This is a genomic window from Chitinophaga rupis (genome assembly GCF_900109685.1).
Taxonomy (GTDB): domain Bacteria; phylum Bacteroidota; class Bacteroidia; order Chitinophagales; family Chitinophagaceae; genus Chitinophaga; species Chitinophaga rupis.
In genome coordinates this window covers 1-20,835 of sequence record NZ_FOBB01000019.1, presented here as the reverse complement: position 1 = coordinate 20,835, position 20,835 = coordinate 1, and the positions used below count along the sequence as shown (strand labels likewise).

Below are 20,835 nucleotides of genomic sequence, written 5' to 3'. Positions count from 1 at the left end.
TCAGGCAGCCCCTACGATAATGCTATGGCAGAACGCGTAAATGGCATTTTAAAACATGAGTTTGGGCTGAAAAGGACGTTTAGCAACTATGGCGACGCCGTCAATGCTGTTGGTAAGGCCATCGACTATTATAACCGTGTCAGGCCTCATATGAGTTGTAACTATCTGACACCCAATGAGGCACATACCAGAACAGGCCCTTTGGCCAAAAAATGGAAGCCAAGAAAAAAAACAATGAGTAAATTACCCTTGTAAAGCGCTCGCTGAAACAATCTACAACCTGTAAAGCCAATTCTGCATTCAATACGTCAACTGTAAGGTTTTTCTGTACTAAGACATCCCTAGTGAATCTCATGTGCAACCCGTATTAAAAGCGCATGCACTTCTCATTAAAAGCGCATCACATCCCAGGTAAAAGCGTATAGCAGTAGTAAAAGTGTATGTAATTAGTGTGAGATAGGTGAGAGGATTATAGCATTCAGCATTCCCAGGGGTACTTAAACATGCAGTTTTGACAGCGTTCAGCGTTTCGTATTCAGCATTAAGCATTTATTTAAACACGCAATTTTTCGCAGTCCACCAGGGTTTTATTTCAAAGGCCAGGCGACCGGTGATCACCGCAGTATCAGTACGTACAATGTCTACCGCTTCGGCGCTGTCTGCACAATCCAGTATGAAAATGCCCCGGAGATCGCCATCATCCCCAAAAGGGCCGGCTACCATCAGCTTACCGGAAGCTGCCAGGCGGTTAATATTGGCCAGATGTTTATCCTGTATACGGGCTGCATCTGCAGCACGCTGGTTACGCTGTGGCCCTCTTTTCAGGAAAACCATCCAATACTTTTTCATTTCTACTTTAGGCGTATCGGAAACGGCTTTATTGGTAATGGAACGGGTAACAGCAGTGGGTTTAAATGATACGATCAGTACAACAAGAAACCCTACCAGCAACATCGCAGGGAATAATTTGCTCGACATGACTCCCTTATTTTGGCCCCAAGTTACATCTAAAATCCTAAATCAGTATATTGCTGATAAAAGTGATTCACATGGGGAAAGATCTTTTCCAGTCACCAGATTACTTTGCAGTAGATGCGTTGTTAACCGAAGAGCACCTGCTGATCCGCGATGCGGTACGCCAGTGGGTGAAGAAAGAAATATCACCGGTTATTGAAGACTATTGTCAGCAGGCTACCTTCCCATCCAAGATCATTCACGGGCTTGGGCAGCTGGGTTGTTTTGGCCCTACCATTCCCACCGAGTACGGCGGGGGCGGGCTGGATCATATTGCCTATGGGCTTATGATGCAGGAGCTGGAACGGGGCGATAGCGGCGTACGTTCCACCGCCTCTGTACAGGGATCCCTGGTGATGTATCCTATTTTTACTTTTGGGAGCGAAGAGCAGAAACGTAAATACCTGCCCAAGCTGGCCACCGGGGAAATGATGGGCTGTTTTGGGCTCACAGAGCCGGACCATGGCTCCAATCCCGCCGGCATGATCACACATTTTAAAGCAGACGGGGATTATGTGATCCTGAACGGCGCCAAAATGTGGATCTCCAACGCCCCCTTTGCAGATATTGCCGTAGTATGGGCCAAGGACGACCAGGGCGATATCCGCGGTATTATCGTGGAAAGAGGCATGATCGGGTTCTCCACCCCGGAAACCAAAGGCAAATGGAGCCTGCGGGCCAGCGCCACCGGCGAGCTGGTATTTGATAATGTACGCGTACCTAAAGCCAATATATTACCTAATGTTAAAGGGCTGAAGGGTCCTTTGAGCTGCTTGTCCTCCGCCCGTTACGGCATTGCCTGGGGCGTAATAGGCGCTGCCATGGACTGTTATGATACGGCCCTGCGCTACGCCAAAGAAAGGATCCAGTTTGACCGTCCCATTGCCGGTTTTCAGCTTACGCAAAAAAAGCTGGCGGAAATGATCACAGAGATCACTAAAGCACAGCTGCTCAATTGGCGCTTAGGTGTACTGAAGAATGAAGGAAAAGCAACGCCCGCTCAGATCTCCATGGCTAAAAGGAACTCCTGCGAAATAGCTACCAGCATAGCCCGCGATGCCCGCCAGATCTTAGGCGGTATGGGCATTACCGGCGAATACCCAATTATGCGCCACATGATGAACCTGGAAAGTGTGATCACTTACGAAGGGACACATGAAATTCATCTGCTGATCACCGGTATGGATATTACGGGTATTGATGCATTCCATTGAGACGAAGTATGAAGGTATTCTGCATCTTATTACTCATATCATATATCCTTTTTCCTGGTTCCACATTTGCGCAGCATTTACAGGTAAATGAGGGCAAAGCCCAGGGCACTTATTACATTGTTAAATACATCAGCCGGGATACGGTATCCCTGCAAACCCGCATTGATTCTATCTTTTCGGCCATCGATCAATCTTTGTCATTATACCGGCCCGGATCATTGATCTGCCGGTTTAATGCCGGCTGGCAGGTGCAGATGGATGCACATATGCAGGCCGTTATTACCCGTGCCCTACAGGTAAGCCGCGCTACCAGTGGTGCATTTGACATTACTGTAAAACCTTTGGTAGATGCCTGGGGTTTTGGCCCCGTGAAACCATCCTGGCAGGGTGTACCGCCGGCAGATACCCTGCAGCAGCGCTTACAGCTGGTAGGCTATCGCTATTTGCAGGTGAACGGACCAGTGCTCAGTAAACAAAAAAGCGGCGTGCAAATAGACTGTAACGGTATTGCACAGGGATACACGGTAGATGTGCTGGCCCGCTTCCTGGAGCAGCAGGGTATTGAAAATTACCTGGTAGATGTGGGCGGGGAATTACGGGCCCGGGGGCAAAACGCACAGCACAAAACCTGGAGCATTGGCATTGAAGGCCCATCGCCCGACAGCAGCGATTATCCTGTACAAACCTTATTATACCTTTCCAATAAAGCCATTGCTACCAGCGGCAATTACCGGCGTTTTTTTGACCAGGGCGGCACCCGCTTTGCCCATACGATCGATCCCGTTTCGGGACAGGCCTTACATAACAATATTATCAGTGTAACGGTAATTGCCCAAGACTGTATTACGGCAGATGGTTTTGATAATGCCCTTATACTAATGGGGGTGGACAAAGCCCTGGCTTTCCTGCGCCGGTACCCGCAATACGGGCTGGAAGCGTATTTCATTTACAAAGATGCAGCGGGCAAAGTGCAGGAAAAATATTCTCCCGGTTTTAAAAAGTTCATGAGCAAATAGTGAGCTGACTGCCCACTGCCCACTGAAAACTGCCAACTGAACCGGTGAGCCTTCACCGCATAAAAAAAGCCCCGCCAGCCTTCTGCTAGCGGGGCAACCGATATTTACACGGCTTCCCTTGATAGAATATGGACAAACTTTAGTTGATATGCCAGCGCAAACCAATATTTCCTTGTAACGTACTAAAGTTGGTGATCTCGGCTAATTTGTAGGAAGCGTAGTTGTATTCGATACTTGCATTAAATAATAACGGCGAAGCTTTGCCAAATGGTATATTAATTCCTAATTCCGGGCTGACCATAAATGCCCAGCTGTTATCCTTATCTACAAATTCACCCCAGTATTTCTCATAATTCATATTGGCCGCTCCTATACCTAACGATGCATAGGGTATAACTATTGCATCCGGCTTGGTAAATTGATATTGTACGGTGGCCAGGGCCGGTATTACCTGCAAGGTACGTGTTTGTACTGCAGAAATATCGCCACCCTTTGTAGGATATACTGCGCGGGGCGCTCTTTCATAAAAATCCTGGAAACCGCTTTTTATACCTACCCCGATCTGGTCGGAGATCATGTATTGCAGGCCGGCCTGCCATCCGCGGAAGCTGGTTTTATCACTATAATCCTTTACAGAACCGAAAGGCTGTGCAATGGAATAATTAATATTAAAGGACAAAGGAGGGCGTACCTGTGCGGATGCAGCCTGCATACCCAGGCACCCTGCTATGATCAAGATCCAATTCTTTAAGCGTAACATCGTCTTCAGTTTTAAAGTAACTACTATTATTTCTTCAGGTAAGCTGATTGCGCAAATGCGGCTGTCACCATGTTGTTGATGTTATTACTGTCCCACACACCGGAACCCCTGAACATCGCATTCCATATAGCATTCAGCTGCTTATCCGCCTGTGCGTTCTTCAGGTCCACCAGGTCAATGGATACGGCCCGCTCTTTATAGTATACGGTGTAATAAGCGGGGAAGTAGTAACCATAACCGGGATAGCCCCAATAGAACGGATCGTAATAACCGCCCCAGCCAGACCAGTAGCCGGGATCGTAATAGCTGCTGCTGTAGGTATCATCAATACGGGTCAGGTTCACGGCCAGCTGCGGTTTTGCCGCTTTATCCACCAGGGTATAACCTCTTGCCTGCATGGCCGATTTTACAGCCGCTATCAGCTGTTTATCGTAGTCTGTGAGCGCACGTTTTGCCTCTGAGCCATTGCTGGCCACCGCCACAGAATCTACAATGCTGAAAGTAGCATAGGAGCTAAAATTTGCTGTACTATCCCGGTTGGTAATATAGATCCGGGACTCTTCATCCGTCATATCATTCAGCGGATCTTTACGGCAGCTATTGAGGGAAACAAGGGTGGTAAAAGCTACCGCAGCACTCATCATAAACCAAAGTCTTCTCTTTTTCATCTCTCTTGAAATTTAATTTTGTTGATCTGATAGCTGATCCTTGCATGCAATATTTTCCCAATGCCGCTTCCACAGCTGCAGGTAACCAAACGTGGTTTCCGGAAGTGCATAGAAATATTGTTCTGCACGGTTTCGCGTTTAATACTCCTTCGTGGTTCTAGTGCCTCACCAGATATTGACCATACACTAAGTATGCCAAATCCAGTATACGTACGGGTTTGACAGAATGTTAGGAAAGCTTACCAGCGTTTTATATTCAACGCATTAGAATCCCGTATGGTTACAGAAGTTTATTGTAGAAATGTTAATGTCTTCCTAATATTTTGTTAAGTAGATAACTGATCAGGGTCTTATGTATAACGTCCGGTATTAACTTAAAATTGCTTTAGCTGTGAGTACTTGTTTAAGCTGATCAGGAGAGGTGAAGTGAATGCTTTCTATACCGCAGGCTTCAGCGGCAGTAACATTGCGCAGGTTATCGTCAATAAATAAGGCATCGGCTGCATTAACGTGGTAGCGGTTCAACAATAGCTCATAAAAACAGGCGTGGGGTTTCCTCATTTTCTCACGGCCGGACACCACAATGCCATCAAACCATTGCAGAAAGGGGTATTGGGTGAGCGCAATAGGGAAGGTTTCGTTAGACCAGTTAGTGAGCGCATATAATTTATACTGGCCGGTGCTTTTAAGCTGCTCCAGGATGGCTACGGTATCATCAATAGTGCCGCCCAGCATTTCTTTCCAGCGGCCATAATAGGCGCGGATCTGCGCTTCATAACCGGGGTATTGCTGTACCAGCAGCTCTGTAGCGTCGGAGAGGGCCCTGCCGGCATCCTGCTCCTCGTTCCAGTCGGAAGTGCATATATTCCGCAGGAAATGTTCCGTTTCCGCCGGGGTGGAAAAGATCTTGTTGAACAGGTACCGCGGATTCCAGTCAATAAGCACGGCGCCCAGGTCAAATATGATGGTAGCGTATTGTTTCTGATGGGTTTGCATATATTAAAGATAATAATAAATTAATAATATGGTAGCCCTTCTTTTTTTTATTTATCGTTGTCGGTGCCCAGCAGCAGCTCGTCTGCTGCATCTTCCAGCAGCTTCAGATCTACGGAATCGGTGCCGGCAATACCTTCTACGGAACCTTTGATATGAGCGGCATTCAGCAATACTTTTTCCAGCTGTTTTTCGCGGGCTTTCCAGAGCTTTTCCATGGCTTCCCTTTCTTTTTGTATGGAGAGCTTCATGGCCTGGAAGCCTTCACGGATGGCTTTCCACTGTTCTGCAAACTCACTGCTGGTAAGGTAGTTGTACAGCATGTGCATTTTATCGCCTTTATTCTCCTGGCTTTTCAGCGCACCGGCTACTTTTACCACGCCATCCCGCAGTACCATGGCCAGGGCTTTTACTTCTGTAAAGGTGCAGATCCATATGCCATCACGGTCGCCAAAGCGGTCCATATCCTTAGGCATGGTTTGGGTGACCAGTATGGCTACATCCGCACCCTGGCTGCGCATATCGGCTTTCAGCTTTTCTACCCAGTCTTTGGAAAAATCTTTGGTGCGTTTGCTTTCATAAATGATCTTACCGCAGTCTTGCCCAAACTGGTTGCGGATGGTTTGTATACAGTCGGCGCCTCTAACGCCTTTGCCTACTTCCATCACTTCATCAAAAGGGAAGGCGGCCCTTAACATTTCTTCCAGCACCAGCTCCTGTACTTCGCCCTGCAGCTGCATAGATCCTTGTTCTGCGCGGCGTTTCATTTCTTCGGCCAGCTTGCGCTGGTCTTCCAGCTGTTTTTCCATTTCGCGCATGCGCAGCTGAAACTCTGATTCCCTTAGCTGGCTGCGTTCTGTTTCCTCTTTGCGGATCACTTCTGTAAGCTGGTTACGTGCTTCCAGGATCTTTCTTTGCATGGCTATTTCCAATGCTTCTTCCTTATTGCGCAGCTCCTGTTCCTTGCGGAGGAACTCTAGCTCCTGGCGGCGGGCCTCCCGCAGCTTCTCTTCCTGCTCCTGGTTGGTTTGCTGCAGCATTCGCAGCTGGTTCTCAAAATCGGCGCTGAGGTTCTTACGTATGTTGTCTGACAGGCTTTCCTGCATTTTTTCTTTTTCAGCAAGCAGGCGTCTATTCAGCTCTTCTTCCTGTGCCTGTTTCTGTAGTTCTATCTGCTGGCGTTGTTGTACCAGCTGTTGTTTTTCGGCTTGTAATCCTTCCATTCGTTTGCGCCACTCGGTCTCCATTTTACCCCGCATTTCCTTTTCAATGTCGGCGGCAAAAGCATCTTCCATCACAAACTGGTGTTTGCAATTAGGGCATGTGATTGATGTTCCCATAATTCAAAAGCAAGAATAGTGTTGATTTTTATGAATGTAATACAGCGCTACGCATTGTATCAGCGTGTAAAGGTAGGTAAAAACAAAAAAGGAAGGAGAACCTTCCCTTCCTGGTTAACATAGCAAAAAACAAACAATAAGGGGCGGGGATTGTAGCAAAGGCATAGGCTTCTTCTTCCAGTTGGAAACGCGCTGTCCGTTGCGTCATCCTGCGTATTTTGTAAAAATGCGGTTGTTAGAAAGAATATAATTGATGGTTAAAACTTTGTACTTCGAATTTCGGAAAGAGATGTTAGGGGTAGGTTAAGCGGGGATTAAGGTATTGTTAAGAGGGGGATTATTCAATGTTAGAATTATTAATATGAAATAATTTGAAAATCAACTTGATAATTTTGTTGTATTAATGATTTTATCGTTTTAGGTAAAAAATGTATTTTAAAACCTCAAATAACCAAAACAAAAGAGAAAAATTAACCCCCTCGAGATGGCAATACCTAAAAACATCAACAAAGAACACTTACTGGCAGCTATAGATAAGATTGATAAGGACGGGATACCATTAAATGCAAGCTCCAAATCTTATGACGTATTTTATAAGGGTAATAGATATCCGCCCAAGCTAGTTGTTTCTTATGCAAATTTATTTGCGAATGGGAGTATATTAGATAGAGACACTTTTGAGGGAGGCATAGATACGGAATGCTTTAACCTTCTTGAACAAAATGGATTTCTTATATTAAAAAAAAATGCGTTTGATTTTTCTCCCATACTACTGAAATTTCTAAACCAAGCCCAAGAGACAACTCCCAATCTCAAAACAGGAGATTATGCTGGGACATACGGTGGCTGTAGAATCGAGGCCGGTTTTGGAAAGGGAAATGCGGCACGCATACCATGGTTGGCTTTATTAAGGGAAAATCAAAAGGTGTCAAAAGGAATTTACCCTGTTTATTTATATTATAAGCGATATAACATTCTAATATTAGCATTTGGTGTAAGTGAAACACATAAACCAGACATTCCTTGGAATCGGAACGATCAAACCATAAAAGAATATTTTCAAGAGAAATTTTCGGCTAAGCCTGATCGCTATGGAAGTTCAGGAATTTATAGGGTTTATGATATTGATCCTAATCAAGAAGACTTTGGTTTAAACTTAACACTTGTAAATAATGATATAGCATCATTCACTGATTATTATAATAGACTAGATCTTAGTATTGAACAGCAGCCTACAAATGTAAACCCAATGGCAAAGGAAAAGACCTCTCCAAAGCCCCAAAGAATAGCCTTCAATTACGAACAATTCATAAAGGCTTTAAAAGCAGCTCATTTAAATTTTTCAAATATCCATGTACAAAGACTTATTGGCTCACTTTGTACAAAACCATTTGTTATTTTAACCGGCCTTTCAGGTTCGGGAAAAACAAAGCTAGCCCAGGCATTTGCTCATTGGCTGTGTAAGGATAAGACAGAACAAGTATGTATTGTTCCCGTTGGTGCCGACTGGACAAACAGAGAGCCCTTACTAGGATTTCCCAATGCTTTAGAAAAGCAAAATTATATTTTCCCAGATAATGGTGCTTTAAGCTTAATCCTCCGAGCAATTAAGGATCCTAATCAGCCCTATTTTCTTATTCTAGATGAAATGAATTTAAGCCATGTAGAGAGATATTTTGCAGATTTCTTAAGCGCTATGGAATCTGGTGCAGATATATGTTTACACCCAGGCGAGACAGATTGGGAGAGTAATCACGGATTAAAAGCACCTCCTAGTATATCGCTTCCACCTAATCTTTTTATCATAGGTACAGTAAATATTGATGAAACTACTTACATGTTTAGCCCTAAAGTTCTTGACAGGGCAAATGTTATTGAATTTCGTGTATCTCGAAAGGAAATGGAGGATTATTTCAAATCCGCTAATAGCGGAGTGAATTTGGGAAATTTAGATGCTGCTGGTGAAGCAATGGGAAGTGATTTTGTTGAGATCGCAAAAAGAAGCATGCCTACAGGGGTAGACCAAGCTGTCTATAAAGTACTACTTGCCTTTTTTGATGTACTTAAAAAAGTAGGAGCTGAGTTTGGGTATAGAAGTGCAGCAGAAATTATTCGATTTATAGCTATTGTGAAGGTAATGATGCAGGATTGGACGAATAATAAAATTATAGATATAGTGGTTATGCAAAAATTGTTGACTAAGCTACATGGATCAAGGCGTAAGCTAGAAGAGCCATTAGAAGAGCTAGGGAAGCTTTGTGTTCAAGGTAAAAAGGACGATAAAGAGGAAGATGAAATGGAGAAGAAAATCTTAGTAAAAGACTTATTGCTTCCTACAACTCAAATAGCGGATAATGATGAAAGAATTAAATATCCTATATCCTTTAATAAGATTAAAAGAATGCATCAACGATTAATGGAGAATAGCTTTACCAGTTATGCTGAAGCCTAATTTTATGTCTTTAGATAAGCCTATATCCATAGCTTTAAGTAATAACGAAATAATTGAGATAACTATTTCTCCGTTAACTCATGGAACTTTGCATGAAATAACTCCATTAGAAGCCAAAGAGCATGGTGAAGCTACGGTGCAACTTGAAGAAGGCCGAATCTATGAGTATTTAATAACGCAGGGTTATCAGCTAAGTGAGCCTAAAGTAGTATATCCTTCTAAATTAGAGAAGTCATTAGGTCAGATAAAGCCTAATAACTATGTTGGCACCCTTACTATTCCAATAATTAATTTAAGAGATAATAAACAATGTGGTGAATTACAACTGGAAGTTCGGTCTGAAAAAATTGACTATCGTCAAGACTATCAACAGATGCTTGAGGAGATCGCTGAAAAGTGTACAGAACTTTTAATGCAACCCAATGCACCTATTTCTCAATATTTTACAATTAACTTTAATGAAGATGCAAGAACGTTGTATCAAAGATTTGCCTTTATTAAAGGCATTTTAGATACCGATGAGTTTAATGACGCAATTTATAAGGTACTGTTATCTCCAGTTACGAGCTGGGAAGAGGTAGAAGTTGAAAAAGATATTAGAGGGGTGAAAAGGATTGATGGTAAATTGCTGCGACAGATTATAAATGGGCCTAATCGCATTCCCTTACCTTCAACACATCCTTTAAGTAGCAAACTAGGATCGGTCCCGCAGAAAGTAAAAATTAACCATAAAAGAGAAACAGTAGATACACCCGAAAATCGCTTTATAAAATACGCACTTTCGTATTTTCTTTACTTCTGTGGGAATTTTGCAAATAAACTTACAGTTAAAAGTAAACATAGAGATGAAGTATTAGCATTAGAAGAAAAGCTGAATCATTGGTTGAGTAATACACTCTTCAAAGAGGTTTCTTCCCTGCATACATTACCTTTAAATAGTCCTATTCTGCAGCGGAAGGAGGGATATAGAGAAATATTTAGGACATGGTTAATGTTTGATTTGGCTGCAAAGCTAATTTGGCATGGAGGAGATGATGTATATGAAGGAGGTAAAAAGGACGTAGCGATGTTATATGAATATTGGGTATTTTTTAAATTAACAGATGCTATTGGGGATGCTTTTAAAATTAAAACGGCCAACATTAATAGCTTAATTGAACCAACCCCAGATGGCTTGGGCTTAAAACTAAAACGAGGAAAAGAGTGTATTCCTTTATTAGGCACCTTTGAACATGCCGCAAGGAAATTTAATATACGATTTAGCTATAACAGAACATTTAGTGGAAAACAAGACTATCCTAGTGCTGGTAGCTGGACAAGTCCTTTTAGGCCGGATTATACACTTAGCGTTTGGCCGCAAGGTATAACAGAAGAAAGAGCAGAGCAGGAAGCATCAATGGTGCACATACAGTTTGATGCCAAATACAAACGAGAATTGCATAAAATATTTGAGCCAGATGGAGACTTAGAAGAGGAGAAACGGCAGCAAAGTCAAGGTACCTATAAAAAGGCAGATTTATTAAAGATGCATGCTTATAGGGATGCTATCAGAAGAACGGCAGGTGCTTATGTGCTTTATCCCGGAGATGTTATTGAGGAGAAGAGAAGGTTTCATGAAATATTGCCAGGCCTAGGAGCATTTGCAATTAAGCCGTCTAACAGTAAGGGCGATAGCAATGCTTTAACACTTTTTTTGAATAATATTGTCGAGCATTTCCTAAATAGAGCTTCGCAAAGGGAAAGGATGGCTCTTAAAGAGTATAACATTCATCAATTTCCTAATAAGAATAATTTGAATGAATTGCTTCCCGAAGCCTATGGTTCTAACAGATCCTTAATTCCAGATGAAGTTTTTATACTAATTGGATATTATAAAAATAAGGACCATCTTGATTGGATTATAAAAGAAGGATTATATAATACAAGAAAAGGATCATCGCCTGTTAATAGTAATGAGGCTGGTGCAAAGTACTTGCTGTTATATAATGGAAGAACAAAACAAGCAAATCTGTTTTTTAAGTTGAAAGATAAAGGGCCACGAATTTATTCGGCAGAAGAGTTAGTAAAACTTAATTATCCCTCAAAACCCACTCAGAAATTTTACTTAGTCTTTGAAATTGACCCTATGCTTGAACAGGAGTTCGAAAAGAGGATATGGGATATAAAAAAATTGAGTAGTCACTTTCCAAGACAACGCGGACTGCCATTTAGTGTCAGTTTAACCGACCTTATGGAGGTTTTGATAAGGTCTTAGAAACATGAGGTTTGTGGAACCGCAAAAGGGAATTTTCATCACCACATTGGGTATTCAGATAATGTATGTTTTTTATATGTGTGTGCCTCTCGGTATAATTCCTCAAAAAAACTAAACATTATACCTTCCTCTGCTGTTAATAACCTTAAGATCACCGGGAAGTTGTAGGATTTATTGCCGAAGTGCTTATAAATTATTAATAGTATGAATAAGTGAGATATGATTGTGAAATGATAAAAAGCATTAATGTATAAAGGAAGCTAACGTCTATGGATCGATGAAAATTGATGAATTAGGTATCTTTTTTGCTATAGATTTTATATGGAAAAGCAACAATTAACTGTGCCCTATAAGGGAAACGAATATGATGTTTATCTGGCAATAGAGAAAAAACCAACGCTTCGCCGTATATCCGCGCAGGTAGGTGGTCAGGATATATTGTTTGTAGCCAATGACCAGGTTTGTTCACATGCCATCTATCGTGAAAGCATTATCGATGAAGGTTTGTTAACAGAGATAGGCAAACGCATTTGCAGCGAGTATTTGTAACCTCTGACATTATTTCAAGAAGCTGCCTTCATCTATTGTTGAAGTAGAAAAAGAGCTTAATTAATGGCCTTTATATCCTCAAAATAGCAAACCCGCCAGAATGGCGGGTTCTTTTTTGTATGGCAGTGAACATATTTTAAACAGGGCCTTATTCCTTCTCCACACGTTTCTTAAACAAAAAAACAACCATCGTAACCACCGGCACACTTAACGCTATCCAGGAAAGCCAATGCCAAACACCCGTTCCCGTTAGCGCCGCCAGTAGCCCGAAAATGGTTAGTATGGCCATTACCAGCGGCCATCCCCAAAGCTGAAAAAAATTACTTTTCATAATCAATGCTAATTTAAAAGTGCAGCCTGTGTTACTGCTTCACTTTGTAGTATCCTGTTAATCCTGGCTTCAGATGCTTTGCGCCGTGCAAACCACAGATATAACCCGCTTATCAGCACAACAATGGTAGCTATGTCAAACAGCGCCCATATTATTTTCAGCGGCAGGCCACCGTAATCCCCGAAATGAAGCGGTTCGGCAATGAACAAGGTATTTACAAACCAGGGCATAGCCCGGATGTCCGTTAGCAGCCCGGTTTGCGCATCTATCAGCGCAGGTTTTATTAACCGGGAGGTTACAGGCGTATTACCCTTTATAAACACCGCATAATGGTGTTTGCTTGTAAAGATAGTACCGGGAAATGCCACTAGCCGGGGTTTCATGCCTGGTGCAGCTTCACAGGATCTTTTTACGGCAGCTTCCAGTGAGCTGAGCTCCCCCGTAATGGCCGGTTTATCCTTATAGGGCGCTACCATCTCGGCCAGCTGCCCTGACTGCCACATGGCCAGCACCACGTCAGACAGGGTATTGATAACACCGGTGATGCCAACAACAAAGGTCCATGCCAGTATTACGATGCCCAGCATATTATGCATATCCAGCCATTTCAGGCGGGTAGACCGGTCGCGGCGTATCATGCCGAAGTCGTACCGGCGCATGATAGGGCCGTATAACATTACCCCGGAAATAATGGCTATCACGAATAATATTCCCATCAACCCCAGGAACAATTTCCCCAGGATCCCTGCAAACATATCCGTATGCAGTTCCAGCATGATATGCAGGAAACCCTTATCAGGCTCCGGCGCCTGTAATACTTTTGCCGTGCGGGCATCAAATACCAGCAGCTTGTATACATCTGCCGGGGCATTGATAGAGTCGGCCATGTTCAGCATTACAAGATCGGGCTGCTCATCATCCCAGTAAACATACCGTACTACATCGTTGGGCCGCTGTTGCCGGCTTACTTTGATAATGTCGTCCAGGCTGGCCATAGGCGTGCCTTCCGGCATAGGCGGCGCTGCCTGGGCTTTGCCCTGCAGATCTTCTATTTCCTCATAGAACACCAACGGCAGACCGGTGAGGCATAACATCAGAAGAAAGAGGGTACAAATAAGGCTGGTCCACTTGTGGACAAGGAACCAGCGCTTTACACTTTTTACATTCGCCATATCGGTGATATTACAGTTTAACAAACCCCCACAGGAATCCACCATCTTTCACATTGAACATCTGTGTGGCAGTGTTGCCATCCAGTATTTGAATACGTGTGAAAAGGCCATTCATCGCTTAAAAACGTTGTTGGCCTTTCCCGCAGAAATGGCACTAAGCTAAAATATAGCCGTTGAGGCTGTTTGCGAAATGCGGAAAACGATTTACGCAATGGGGAAAAATGATGCTTTGCACACTCGTATTGATTGCTGAGGTAAAATTTTCGCTAATTGTATAATCAGTTCGCTAATTGTACAGTTAGCAATTATAATATACTTCCCCAAGTTGTTTCATCTTATAATACGTGAACATCATGCTGTACTTGGTACGGTACTTGTTTTTTATCAGTTAAAAAAGTTATGAAGAACCTAATGCGAATTCTGGGCGCCTTGCTTATTGCCACGTTGATCTTTTCTATCGGATGTAGCAAGGATGATGACCCGGCAGACAACGATTTTTTTGTAGGAACCTACAATGGGAACATTACATTCAATAATGGAAGTGAAACCATTACTGATAGCGATGGGCGTGTAACGGTAGTTAAGGTTGGAGACTCTTATTCCTTTGATTTTGGAAGTAACATTCCCAATATTACAGGAGTGAAGTTCCAGAAGAAAGATGATAACACTTACGTTAGTATAGGCGATGGTATTACGGGTATTACTGTTACAGCGAGCACGTTAAAGATGCTGGTATCAAATAATACGGGTACGTGGACGGCAGATTGTACGAGATAGGTAGTTAAATTATTTTATGGCGTGAGAGTCATGAAAACGGGGCCGGTTTAAAAGTACTTTTTATTTTTGGACCGGCCCTTCAGTTACCATGAACCGGCTACTGGTGCTTAAGTTGTATCTTTGCAAAATGAAAATGAGTAACAAGGATATTCTGCGGATGTCCGAGATTAAATTGTATTTCCTTGATCCGCCTTATACGTTCAAGATCCATAGTTATGCAGCGCCGCAGGTAGATGAGATCTTCACTATTCTCGAAAAGTATGCGCCAATACCTGTAACCATTATGGATAGCTTGTTGGCGCTAAGATCATCGTTCATAGAAGCAGGTGATAATGTAGAAGCTACCCGTAAGGTAATGAAACAGATGGCAGAGGTGCTGAGCCTCCTAAACCGTACTAAATAGGGAATTGATACACGACGGATTTCCATCGCATACTTCCCTGTAAAAGATAAGCTCCCGGCCATTGGCCGGGAGCTTTTATTATTCAAAGCCTGTTAGGATCCTAAGACAAGACCGGGATCTATGTACTGGGTTAATAAATCATTTTGTATTTGAAATTTTTTGAGGATCGCCCATTTCTATGAGGTAACTGATGCACGATACCGCAAAGGTGTAATACCTTTTTGTGCTCTGAAAATCGCAATAAAGTGGCTTGGATTGGGATAACCAAGGCGGTAGCTAATCTCGTTTACACTTAGATCTGTAAAATGTAACAAACGCTCTGCTTCCATTACGCAATGTTCCTGAATAACCGACATTGTCGATCTGCCGGTGAGCTGCTTCATGGTATCATTGAGATGAGCGGTAGAAATGGCAAGCTTTTCTGCATATTCGGAGGGTTTCTTCCACTCGCTGTAATGCTGGTAAAGCAAGGTCAGGAATTGCTGTTTGATCTGTTGTGGCCTGTCCTTTTTGGGGCTCCCTGTTCCCGCAATATTTAAAGCCAGGCCATTTATAATGTGTAAAACGCCGGTTAATATGGCTGCAATTGCTTTATGTTTCGTGTCCAAAGGCTGCTGATACAGAACCTGTGTTGCAGTTAATAATTTTTGAATCTGCTGGAAGGCAGCATCAGAAGGAGATTGGTACATCGGCAAAAGATCTTTACACCTGGTGTCCAGCTCGTTTCGTAATTGTGGATCAACTATGGCCGGATCAAAATCAATGATCCAGCCGGATAATGGCGTTTGCGGTGCAAGCAGATGCACCTGTCCGGGAAACACAATCATTAGAAAAGGTCCCTCTGACTCGATTTCCTCAAAATCAATATTTCCGCCTAGTTTTCCCTGCTCTACGACAATCAGCATGTAGTGGTCATCACGATGAGGAGAGGCAATACTGTGCTCACCGGAAACCTCAGTACCGGGATCGAGTCTGTTAAGCTTGATACCCCTGGATCCCGGATCGGCCATGCGAAATTCAGGGATACGCACAATTTTCCTTTTTGCCATTTTTTACAAGCAGTATTGTTTTATCCCCAGCCTCAATGCTGAAACCGGGTAGTAGCTGCCAGCGTATAAATATATTGAAAATCCGCGATTCCTGATATAAATGCCCGTTATTCTGGCATTTTGAGATAAATCCTCCCTCTATCTTTGCATCCGAAGATTGTAACATTAATGAATATAAAGCAATGGCAAATAGTTTAATTAATCCGGGAAGCACAAAGCTTCGGGTAGTTATCGCAGGAGGCGGCTTAGTGGGTATGACAGCTGGAATCGCATTCAGGCATCTGGGTGCAGATATATGTGTGCTTGAACAGGCTTCAGAGATCAGAGCAGCTGGTGCGTCTATTAACTTATGGAAAAATGCACTGGATGTATTTGACGATCTTGGAGTCGGTGAGCAGATCCGCTCTATTGGCACCTCTTTGGAAACATGGTTTTACGACGCTTCCGGGCAGCGCTTCCGGGCCGCTGGTTTTGATCCTGAAGATTATGCCTTCACCCTCTTTTCAAGACCAATATTGAACACAATACTTGCTGATGCGGTAGGGCAGGAAAATATACTACTAAACAGCAGACTGGCAGGTTTTGAGGAAGGAGACAATAAGGTAACGGTTACATTGACAGACGGCAAAACGCTTGATGCCGACCTTTTAATTGGAGCAGACGGGGTATACTCTACAGTGCGCCAACAGATGCTGCCGGGGCATCCCGCGCTGGAGCATAAAGGCCATCATGTATGGAGGGCTGTTGTCCCCTTGAATGGTCAGGAAATTAATAATACGATACTAACCGTCGGAGCTGACCGTACCAGGGGTGGGCTAGCCAAAACGTCGGGCGACCAGGTGTTCTGGATGATTAATCAGTTTGATAGTGCTGAACCTACAGGGACGAAGAAAGAAGAAGCCTTGCGCCGTGCACAGAACCTGAATGATGGGAATTGGGGGGAATCGCTTATCAGATTGATCGGGTCAACCCCTGAAGATAAGATCCTGTTTAATCAGATCATGTATGTTCCTGAGCTGCCCTTTTGGGTATCAAAGCGTGTAGCGCTTATTGGTGACGCAGCACATGGCCTTTCTCCCCACATCGCGGCCGGCGGTGCATTAGGTATCGAAGACGTAATGGTGCTTACCAATGCGATAAAGGCAGAACCCAATCTGCCTGCTGCGCTTAACCGGTATCAGACCCAGCGTATGCCTTATTTTGAGACTGTACGCAATTTTTCCAAAGACGTGGAACAGTCGAAGGATTCGAAAGATTTTGCCCGGCGATATGCCGCCTTTACGCACTGGATGCTCAATGACGGCTACAGTGCTGCACGATTGTCACAATTGTAAAAAATAAGTGATTTGCTTTTACAGATGCAAATGTTAAAACATCATACTTTTCGCGCTTTCCAAAACCGGAACTTTGCCCTGTTCTTCGCTGGTCAATCGGTATCACAAATAGGTACATGGATGCAGCAGACAGCGGTTATATGGATTGTCTATACACTTACTCATTCCGCTTCCATGATAGGCGTGGCCGTGTTTGCGCAACTATTTCCCTCATTCCTGCTTTCTATTTTGGGTGGCGTAATCACCGACCGGTATAGCCGGTATAAGATCTTGCTTTTTACCCAAATCGCAGCAATGATGCAAGCAGTATTTCTTGCAGCTTTAGTTTTAACCAATCATTATGTAATATGGGAAATACTTTCGCTTAGCGTTGTTCTTGGAGTGATTAATGCGCTTGACGTTCCGGCCCGGCAAACGATCGTACACGAAATGATCAATGATAAAGCAGATCTGACCAACGCTATTTCGCTTAATTCCGCTATGGCAAATTTAGCCAAGCTTACAGGGCCGGCATTATCGGGACTGATCTTACAGCGTTTTGGTGCAAGTACCTGCTTTATTATAAATGCCATAAGTTTCATTGCCGTGATCAGTTCCCTGCTGCTGATGAAGTTTCCGAAGCACCAGCCGCCTCCCGTAAAGAAAAAAGTAATTTTCGAATTGGCAGAGGGGTTCCGCTATCTCCGGCAAACGCCTGCGCTCACCGTTATTATTCTGCTTATCGCCTGTTTGAGTCTGCTGATCTTACCTTATGATACGCTGGAACCGGTCTTTGCTAAAGTAGTGTTTAAAGGAAATGCCGCTACTTACGGCTATATCAGCAGCAGCATCGGTCTTGGTGCATTGACCGGTACATTACTGATAGCATCAGCGCCCAACGGCATCGATCTAAGAAAAGTTGTGCTGGCAAGCATCGCTATATTGGCTGTCGGATTGATCCTATTTTCCCAAATGAAAATACTACGTCTGGCGCTGCCATTTGCCTTGATCCTGGGTTTAGGATCCATAACACCCATATCCACAAGTATTACGATCATTCAAATGGAGGCGCATCCTCAGATGAGAGGCCGTGTAATGGGCTATGTTGTATTGGTGTTCTTCGGAATGTTACCCTTGGGAAGCTTACTGGTCAGCACACTTTCACAACAAATAGGAGCTCCCGTAACTATGCTGTGCCAGGGAATTGCAGCCCTTTTGATCACTGCCCTGTTCTATAGACTGTTTAGTAAAAAGCAACTGGGCAGTGCTGATGTGAACTTTAATGTATACTGAATATGCGATTTGAAAATAATCCCTGTTGCAATATTTTTCTTTACTAATAAATTGATTCTAAATAAAACAGACGAATGAAAATAGCCATCATAGGTGCTTCTGCTGGAATAGGTGCAGAAACTGTAAAGGCCGCATTGAAGCGGGGGCATTTAATCAAAGGACTTTCAAGAAATATTACATCTCTGCCAGAACATAAGTCTTTAACCAAGATCACCGGTACTGCGTTATCGGCGGACGATCTTAAAAAAGCTATTGCCGGGACGGACGCAGTGATCGTGACCGTTGGGACTAAAAAGAAAAAAGGCACGACCTTGTTTTCCAACCTGGCCAAAACCCTATCAATGGTCACATCCGAGTTGGATTACAAGGGACCAGTGATTATAGTCACCGGCTTCGGTACCGGCGAAAGCGCCCGTTATTTAACTTTTTTTCTGCGCCTTGTCATCAATCTTTTTTTAAAAGATCAGTATAAGGACAAGACCCGCTTGGAAGAAATAATCGCTGAAAGCCCTATGAACTGGGAGTTTGTGAAACCTGGAATGTTAACAAATGGGCCACTAACATCAAACTACAAGGCGATAAGTAACTTATTTAAAGGCGTAAAAATAAACAAGATCTCCAGAGCAGATGTAGCAGATTACCTTATCAAAGAAGCAGAACAGCCCAGGTATTTACATCATCATGTTGCGTTAACGGTTGCTTAATCTACGATAATACAAGTAATACGCACTGCCGCCATCTCTTGAATGCACGTTGGTAATCCCTTACCATTCTATGATAGTACAATTAATACTGGCATAGTAAAGCAGGCATGCGAGTTCCTTGCGCAGTTACCATTCTATGATAGTACAATTAATACCTTTTACGTCTTTAACTTCCATGTGTGAAAAGTCCTGTTACCATTCTACCATAGTACAATTAATACTTTCGATACTCCTGCCGGCATCTTTGAATGCTTGTTACCATTCTACCATAGTACAATTAATACAGTCCAGCAAATGTTACCGTCTTTCCGCCACCAGGTTACCATTCTACCATAGTACAATTAATACTATCCCTGCCCGCTGTCGTCATCACACAGCATCCATGTTACCATTCTACCATAGTTCAATTAATACCTATCAGTGCTCAGGAAGTAATTGCTGCCTGTGAGTTACCATTCTACCATAGTACAATTAATACTGGTCATAATGTTAATTCTTAGCTTCATGAGATAAGTTACCATTCTACCATAGTACAATTAATACGCAAAAAGAAAGTGCCGCCCGTATCCTGATTACTACGTTACCATTCTACCATAGTACAATTAATACAATATTATTCCTACTGATAGTGCCGCTGTTTATATCGTTACCATTCTACCATAGTACAATTAATACAGCGCAATACGCCTCTTATATTGGGAGATGAGAACCGTTACCATTCTACCATAGTACAATTAATACAAGGGCGGTTACCTTCTTTCTCCGTAGCTCCAATCTGTTACCATTCTACCATAGTACAATTAATACTTGATATCTTCATTAAAGAGCAGAAGCAAAAGCAGTTACCATTCTACCATAGTACGATTAATACAGTTACGAAATAAGATACGGATACGTTCTACCAGGTTACCATTCTACCATAGTACGATTAATACAATATCCAGTACGTCCTTATACGTTATCCGTTCAATGTTACCATTCTACCATAGTACAATTAATACTGTTTGCGCCTGCTTTAATGCAACGTTTCCACATGTTACCATTCTACCATAGTACAATTAATACCGGTACCCTGCGTTACACCATCACCAACAGCTAATCAGTTACCATTCTACCATAGTACAATTAATACAACAATACGGGGGAATACAATCATCAGCGCCGTATAGTTACCATTCTACCATAGTACAATTAATACTAGATAAATACTATCCTACCATTGTATTTTTCCAGTTACCATTCTATCATAGTACAATTAATACGGTATTAACGCGTTGAACGGCATACAGTCTACTAAGTTACCATTCTACCATAGTACAATTAATACTGCCTGTTTTGCTTAGCCAGCTTATCTGTATTAATGTTACCATTCTACCATAGTACAATTAATACGTGATTGAAATCGATGACGTGTACTGGCATTCTCGCGTTACCATTCTACCATAGTACAATTAATACGTAAGTACCCAACGCGGAATACGCACTATCGCCAGGTTACCATTCTACCATAGTACAATTAATACTTTAAAAGAG

19 protein-coding genes and 1 CRISPR repeat array are annotated in these 20,835 nt (G+C 42.9%); of the genes, 11 read left to right on the top strand and 8 right to left on the bottom strand.

Annotated features, from left to right (window positions below; all coding sequences use genetic code 11):
* Positions 1–255, top strand: a 255-nt coding sequence (locus BMZ54_RS32625; protein ID WP_143081225.1) for an integrase core domain-containing protein, incomplete at its 5' end; no start/stop codon positions are given.
* Between the two features lie 294 nt (positions 256–549).
* Here the strand turns inward: BMZ54_RS32625 and BMZ54_RS32620 are convergent.
* Complete coding sequence (locus tag BMZ54_RS32620; protein ID WP_089921453.1) at positions 550–978, bottom strand: YciI family protein; 429 nt, start codon at positions 976–978, stop codon at positions 550–552.
* A gap of 71 nt (positions 979–1,049) precedes the next feature.
* Between BMZ54_RS32620 and BMZ54_RS32615 the strand changes: the two genes are divergently transcribed.
* Positions 1,050–2,228 carry an acyl-CoA dehydrogenase family protein gene (locus BMZ54_RS32615; protein ID WP_089921452.1) on the top strand — a complete coding sequence of 393 codons (1,179 nt, stop codon included), beginning with the start codon at positions 1,050–1,052 and terminating at the stop codon, positions 2,226–2,228.
* Between the two features lie 8 nt (positions 2,229–2,236).
* Positions 2,237–3,244, top strand: coding sequence for an FAD:protein FMN transferase (locus BMZ54_RS32610; RefSeq protein ID WP_089921450.1), 1,008 nt, complete (start codon positions 2,237–2,239; stop codon positions 3,242–3,244).
* A 139-nt stretch (positions 3,245–3,383) separates the two neighbouring features.
* Here BMZ54_RS32610 and BMZ54_RS32605 read toward each other — a convergent pair whose 3' ends face one another.
* The 4 genes from BMZ54_RS32605 to BMZ54_RS32590 form a co-directional block, all read right to left on the bottom strand.
* A complete protein-coding gene (locus tag BMZ54_RS32605; RefSeq protein WP_089921448.1) occupies positions 3,384–4,004 on the bottom strand; it encodes an outer membrane beta-barrel protein in 621 nt (206 codons plus the stop codon).
* Positions 4,005–4,030: 26 nt separating this feature from the next.
* The gene (locus BMZ54_RS32600) at positions 4,031–4,672 is read right to left on the bottom strand and encodes a DUF4136 domain-containing protein (protein WP_089921446.1); all 642 of its coding nucleotides are present in this window, start codon (positions 4,670–4,672) and stop codon (positions 4,031–4,033) included.
* A 369-nt stretch (positions 4,673–5,041) separates the two neighbouring features.
* A complete protein-coding gene (locus BMZ54_RS32595; protein ID WP_089921444.1) occupies positions 5,042–5,668 on the bottom strand; it encodes an HAD family hydrolase in 627 nt (208 codons plus the stop codon).
* Positions 5,669–5,715: 47 nt separating this feature from the next.
* The gene (locus BMZ54_RS32590; RefSeq protein WP_238386757.1) at positions 5,716–6,960 is read right to left on the bottom strand and encodes a DUF2130 domain-containing protein; all 1,245 of its coding nucleotides are present in this window, start codon (positions 6,958–6,960) and stop codon (positions 5,716–5,718) included.
* 529 nt (positions 6,961–7,489) lie between these two features.
* Here BMZ54_RS32590 and BMZ54_RS32585 point away from each other — a divergent pair.
* From BMZ54_RS32585 to BMZ54_RS32575, 3 genes are all read left to right on the top strand, one after another.
* A complete protein-coding gene (locus BMZ54_RS32585) occupies positions 7,490–9,457 on the top strand; it encodes an McrB family protein (RefSeq protein WP_089921441.1) in 1,968 nt (655 codons plus the stop codon).
* A gap of 4 nt (positions 9,458–9,461) precedes the next feature.
* Positions 9,462–11,711 carry a DUF2357 domain-containing protein gene (locus tag BMZ54_RS32580; RefSeq protein ID WP_162277738.1) on the top strand — a complete coding sequence of 750 codons (2,250 nt, stop codon included), beginning with the start codon at positions 9,462–9,464 and terminating at the stop codon, positions 11,709–11,711.
* Between the two features lie 321 nt (positions 11,712–12,032).
* Entirely contained in the window at positions 12,033–12,260 is a 228-nt protein-coding gene (locus BMZ54_RS32575; protein ID WP_089921437.1) for a hypothetical protein, read from the top strand.
* Between the two features lie 148 nt (positions 12,261–12,408).
* Here the strand turns inward: BMZ54_RS32575 and BMZ54_RS32570 are convergent, their stop codons facing one another.
* Both BMZ54_RS32570 and BMZ54_RS32565 read right to left on the bottom strand, forming a co-directional pair.
* Positions 12,409–12,591 carry a hypothetical protein gene (locus tag BMZ54_RS32570; RefSeq protein ID WP_089921435.1) on the bottom strand — a complete coding sequence of 61 codons (183 nt, stop codon included), beginning with the start codon at positions 12,589–12,591 and terminating at the stop codon, positions 12,409–12,411.
* Positions 12,592–12,599: 8 nt separating this feature from the next.
* Entirely contained in the window at positions 12,600–13,763 is a 1,164-nt protein-coding gene (locus tag BMZ54_RS32565; RefSeq protein ID WP_089921434.1) for a PepSY-associated TM helix domain-containing protein, read from the bottom strand.
* Positions 13,764–14,162: 399 nt separating this feature from the next.
* Between BMZ54_RS32565 and BMZ54_RS32560 the strand changes: the two genes are divergently transcribed.
* Together BMZ54_RS32560 and BMZ54_RS32555 are read left to right on the top strand one after the other, a co-directional pair.
* On the top strand, positions 14,163–14,540 hold the full coding sequence (locus BMZ54_RS32560) for a hypothetical protein (protein ID WP_089921432.1): 378 nt from the start codon (positions 14,163–14,165) through the stop codon (positions 14,538–14,540).
* Between the two features lie 157 nt (positions 14,541–14,697).
* Positions 14,698–14,943 carry a hypothetical protein gene (locus BMZ54_RS32555; protein ID WP_089921430.1) on the top strand — a complete coding sequence of 82 codons (246 nt, stop codon included), beginning with the start codon at positions 14,698–14,700 and terminating at the stop codon, positions 14,941–14,943.
* Positions 14,944–15,119: 176 nt separating this feature from the next.
* Here the strand turns inward: BMZ54_RS32555 and BMZ54_RS32550 are convergent, their stop codons facing one another.
* Positions 15,120–15,992, bottom strand: coding sequence for an AraC family transcriptional regulator (locus BMZ54_RS32550; protein ID WP_089921429.1), 873 nt, complete (start codon positions 15,990–15,992; stop codon positions 15,120–15,122).
* Between the two features lie 182 nt (positions 15,993–16,174).
* Here BMZ54_RS32550 and BMZ54_RS32540 point away from each other — a divergent pair, with 182 nt between their 5' ends.
* The 3 genes from BMZ54_RS32540 (at position 16,175) to BMZ54_RS32530 (ending at position 19,302) form a co-directional block, all read left to right on the top strand.
* Positions 16,175–17,326 carry an FAD-dependent oxidoreductase gene (locus BMZ54_RS32540; RefSeq protein WP_089921426.1) on the top strand — a complete coding sequence of 384 codons (1,152 nt, stop codon included), beginning with the start codon at positions 16,175–16,177 and terminating at the stop codon, positions 17,324–17,326.
* 30 nt (positions 17,327–17,356) lie between these two features.
* Complete coding sequence (locus tag BMZ54_RS32535) at positions 17,357–18,598, top strand: MFS transporter (protein WP_089921454.1); 1,242 nt, start codon at positions 17,357–17,359, stop codon at positions 18,596–18,598.
* A 74-nt stretch (positions 18,599–18,672) separates the two neighbouring features.
* Entirely contained in the window at positions 18,673–19,302 is a 630-nt protein-coding gene (locus tag BMZ54_RS32530; protein ID WP_449384823.1) for an NAD(P)-dependent oxidoreductase, read from the top strand.
* Positions 19,303–19,361: 59 nt separating this feature from the next.
* Positions 19,362–20,825: a CRISPR direct-repeat array (repeat unit 30 nt; unit sequence GTTACCATTCTACCATAGTACAATTAATAC).
* Positions 20,826–20,835 lie beyond the last annotated feature (10 nt).

What these genes read in the sequence shown, in the direction of transcription:
- BMZ54_RS32620 (WP_089921453.1), bottom strand. Translation starts at nt 978, where the DNA reads ATGTCGAGCAAATTATTCCCTGCGATGTTGCTGGTAGGGTTTCTTGTT.
- BMZ54_RS32615 (WP_089921452.1), top strand. Translation starts at nt 1,050, where the DNA reads ATGGGGAAAGATCTTTTCCAGTCACCAGATTACTTTGCAGTAGATGCG.
- BMZ54_RS32610 (WP_089921450.1), top strand. Translation starts at nt 2,237, where the DNA reads ATGAAGGTATTCTGCATCTTATTACTCATATCATATATCCTTTTTCCT.
- BMZ54_RS32605 (WP_089921448.1), bottom strand. Translation starts at nt 4,004, where the DNA reads ATGTTACGCTTAAAGAATTGGATCTTGATCATAGCAGGGTGCCTGGGT.
- BMZ54_RS32600 (WP_089921446.1), bottom strand. Translation starts at nt 4,672, where the DNA reads ATGAAAAAGAGAAGACTTTGGTTTATGATGAGTGCTGCGGTAGCTTTT.
- BMZ54_RS32595 (WP_089921444.1), bottom strand. Translation starts at nt 5,668, where the DNA reads ATGCAAACCCATCAGAAACAATACGCTACCATCATATTTGACCTGGGC.
- BMZ54_RS32590 (WP_238386757.1), bottom strand. Translation starts at nt 6,960, where the DNA reads ATGGAAGATGCTTTTGCCGCCGACATTGAAAAGGAAATGCGGGGTAAA.
- BMZ54_RS32585 (WP_089921441.1), top strand. Translation starts at nt 7,490, where the DNA reads ATGGCAATACCTAAAAACATCAACAAAGAACACTTACTGGCAGCTATA.
- BMZ54_RS32580 (WP_162277738.1), top strand. Translation starts at nt 9,462, where the DNA reads ATGTCTTTAGATAAGCCTATATCCATAGCTTTAAGTAATAACGAAATA.
- BMZ54_RS32575 (WP_089921437.1), top strand. Translation starts at nt 12,033, where the DNA reads ATGGAAAAGCAACAATTAACTGTGCCCTATAAGGGAAACGAATATGAT.
- BMZ54_RS32570 (WP_089921435.1), bottom strand. Translation starts at nt 12,591, where the DNA reads ATGAAAAGTAATTTTTTTCAGCTTTGGGGATGGCCGCTGGTAATGGCC.
- BMZ54_RS32565 (WP_089921434.1), bottom strand. Translation starts at nt 13,763, where the DNA reads ATGGCGAATGTAAAAAGTGTAAAGCGCTGGTTCCTTGTCCACAAGTGG.
- BMZ54_RS32560 (WP_089921432.1), top strand. Translation starts at nt 14,163, where the DNA reads ATGAAGAACCTAATGCGAATTCTGGGCGCCTTGCTTATTGCCACGTTG.
- BMZ54_RS32555 (WP_089921430.1), top strand. Translation starts at nt 14,698, where the DNA reads ATGTCCGAGATTAAATTGTATTTCCTTGATCCGCCTTATACGTTCAAG.
- BMZ54_RS32550 (WP_089921429.1), bottom strand. Translation starts at nt 15,992, where the DNA reads ATGGCAAAAAGGAAAATTGTGCGTATCCCTGAATTTCGCATGGCCGAT.
- BMZ54_RS32540 (WP_089921426.1), top strand. Translation starts at nt 16,175, where the DNA reads ATGGCAAATAGTTTAATTAATCCGGGAAGCACAAAGCTTCGGGTAGTT.
- BMZ54_RS32535 (WP_089921454.1), top strand. Translation starts at nt 17,357, where the DNA reads ATGTTAAAACATCATACTTTTCGCGCTTTCCAAAACCGGAACTTTGCC.
- BMZ54_RS32530 (WP_449384823.1), top strand. Translation starts at nt 18,673, where the DNA reads ATGAAAATAGCCATCATAGGTGCTTCTGCTGGAATAGGTGCAGAAACT.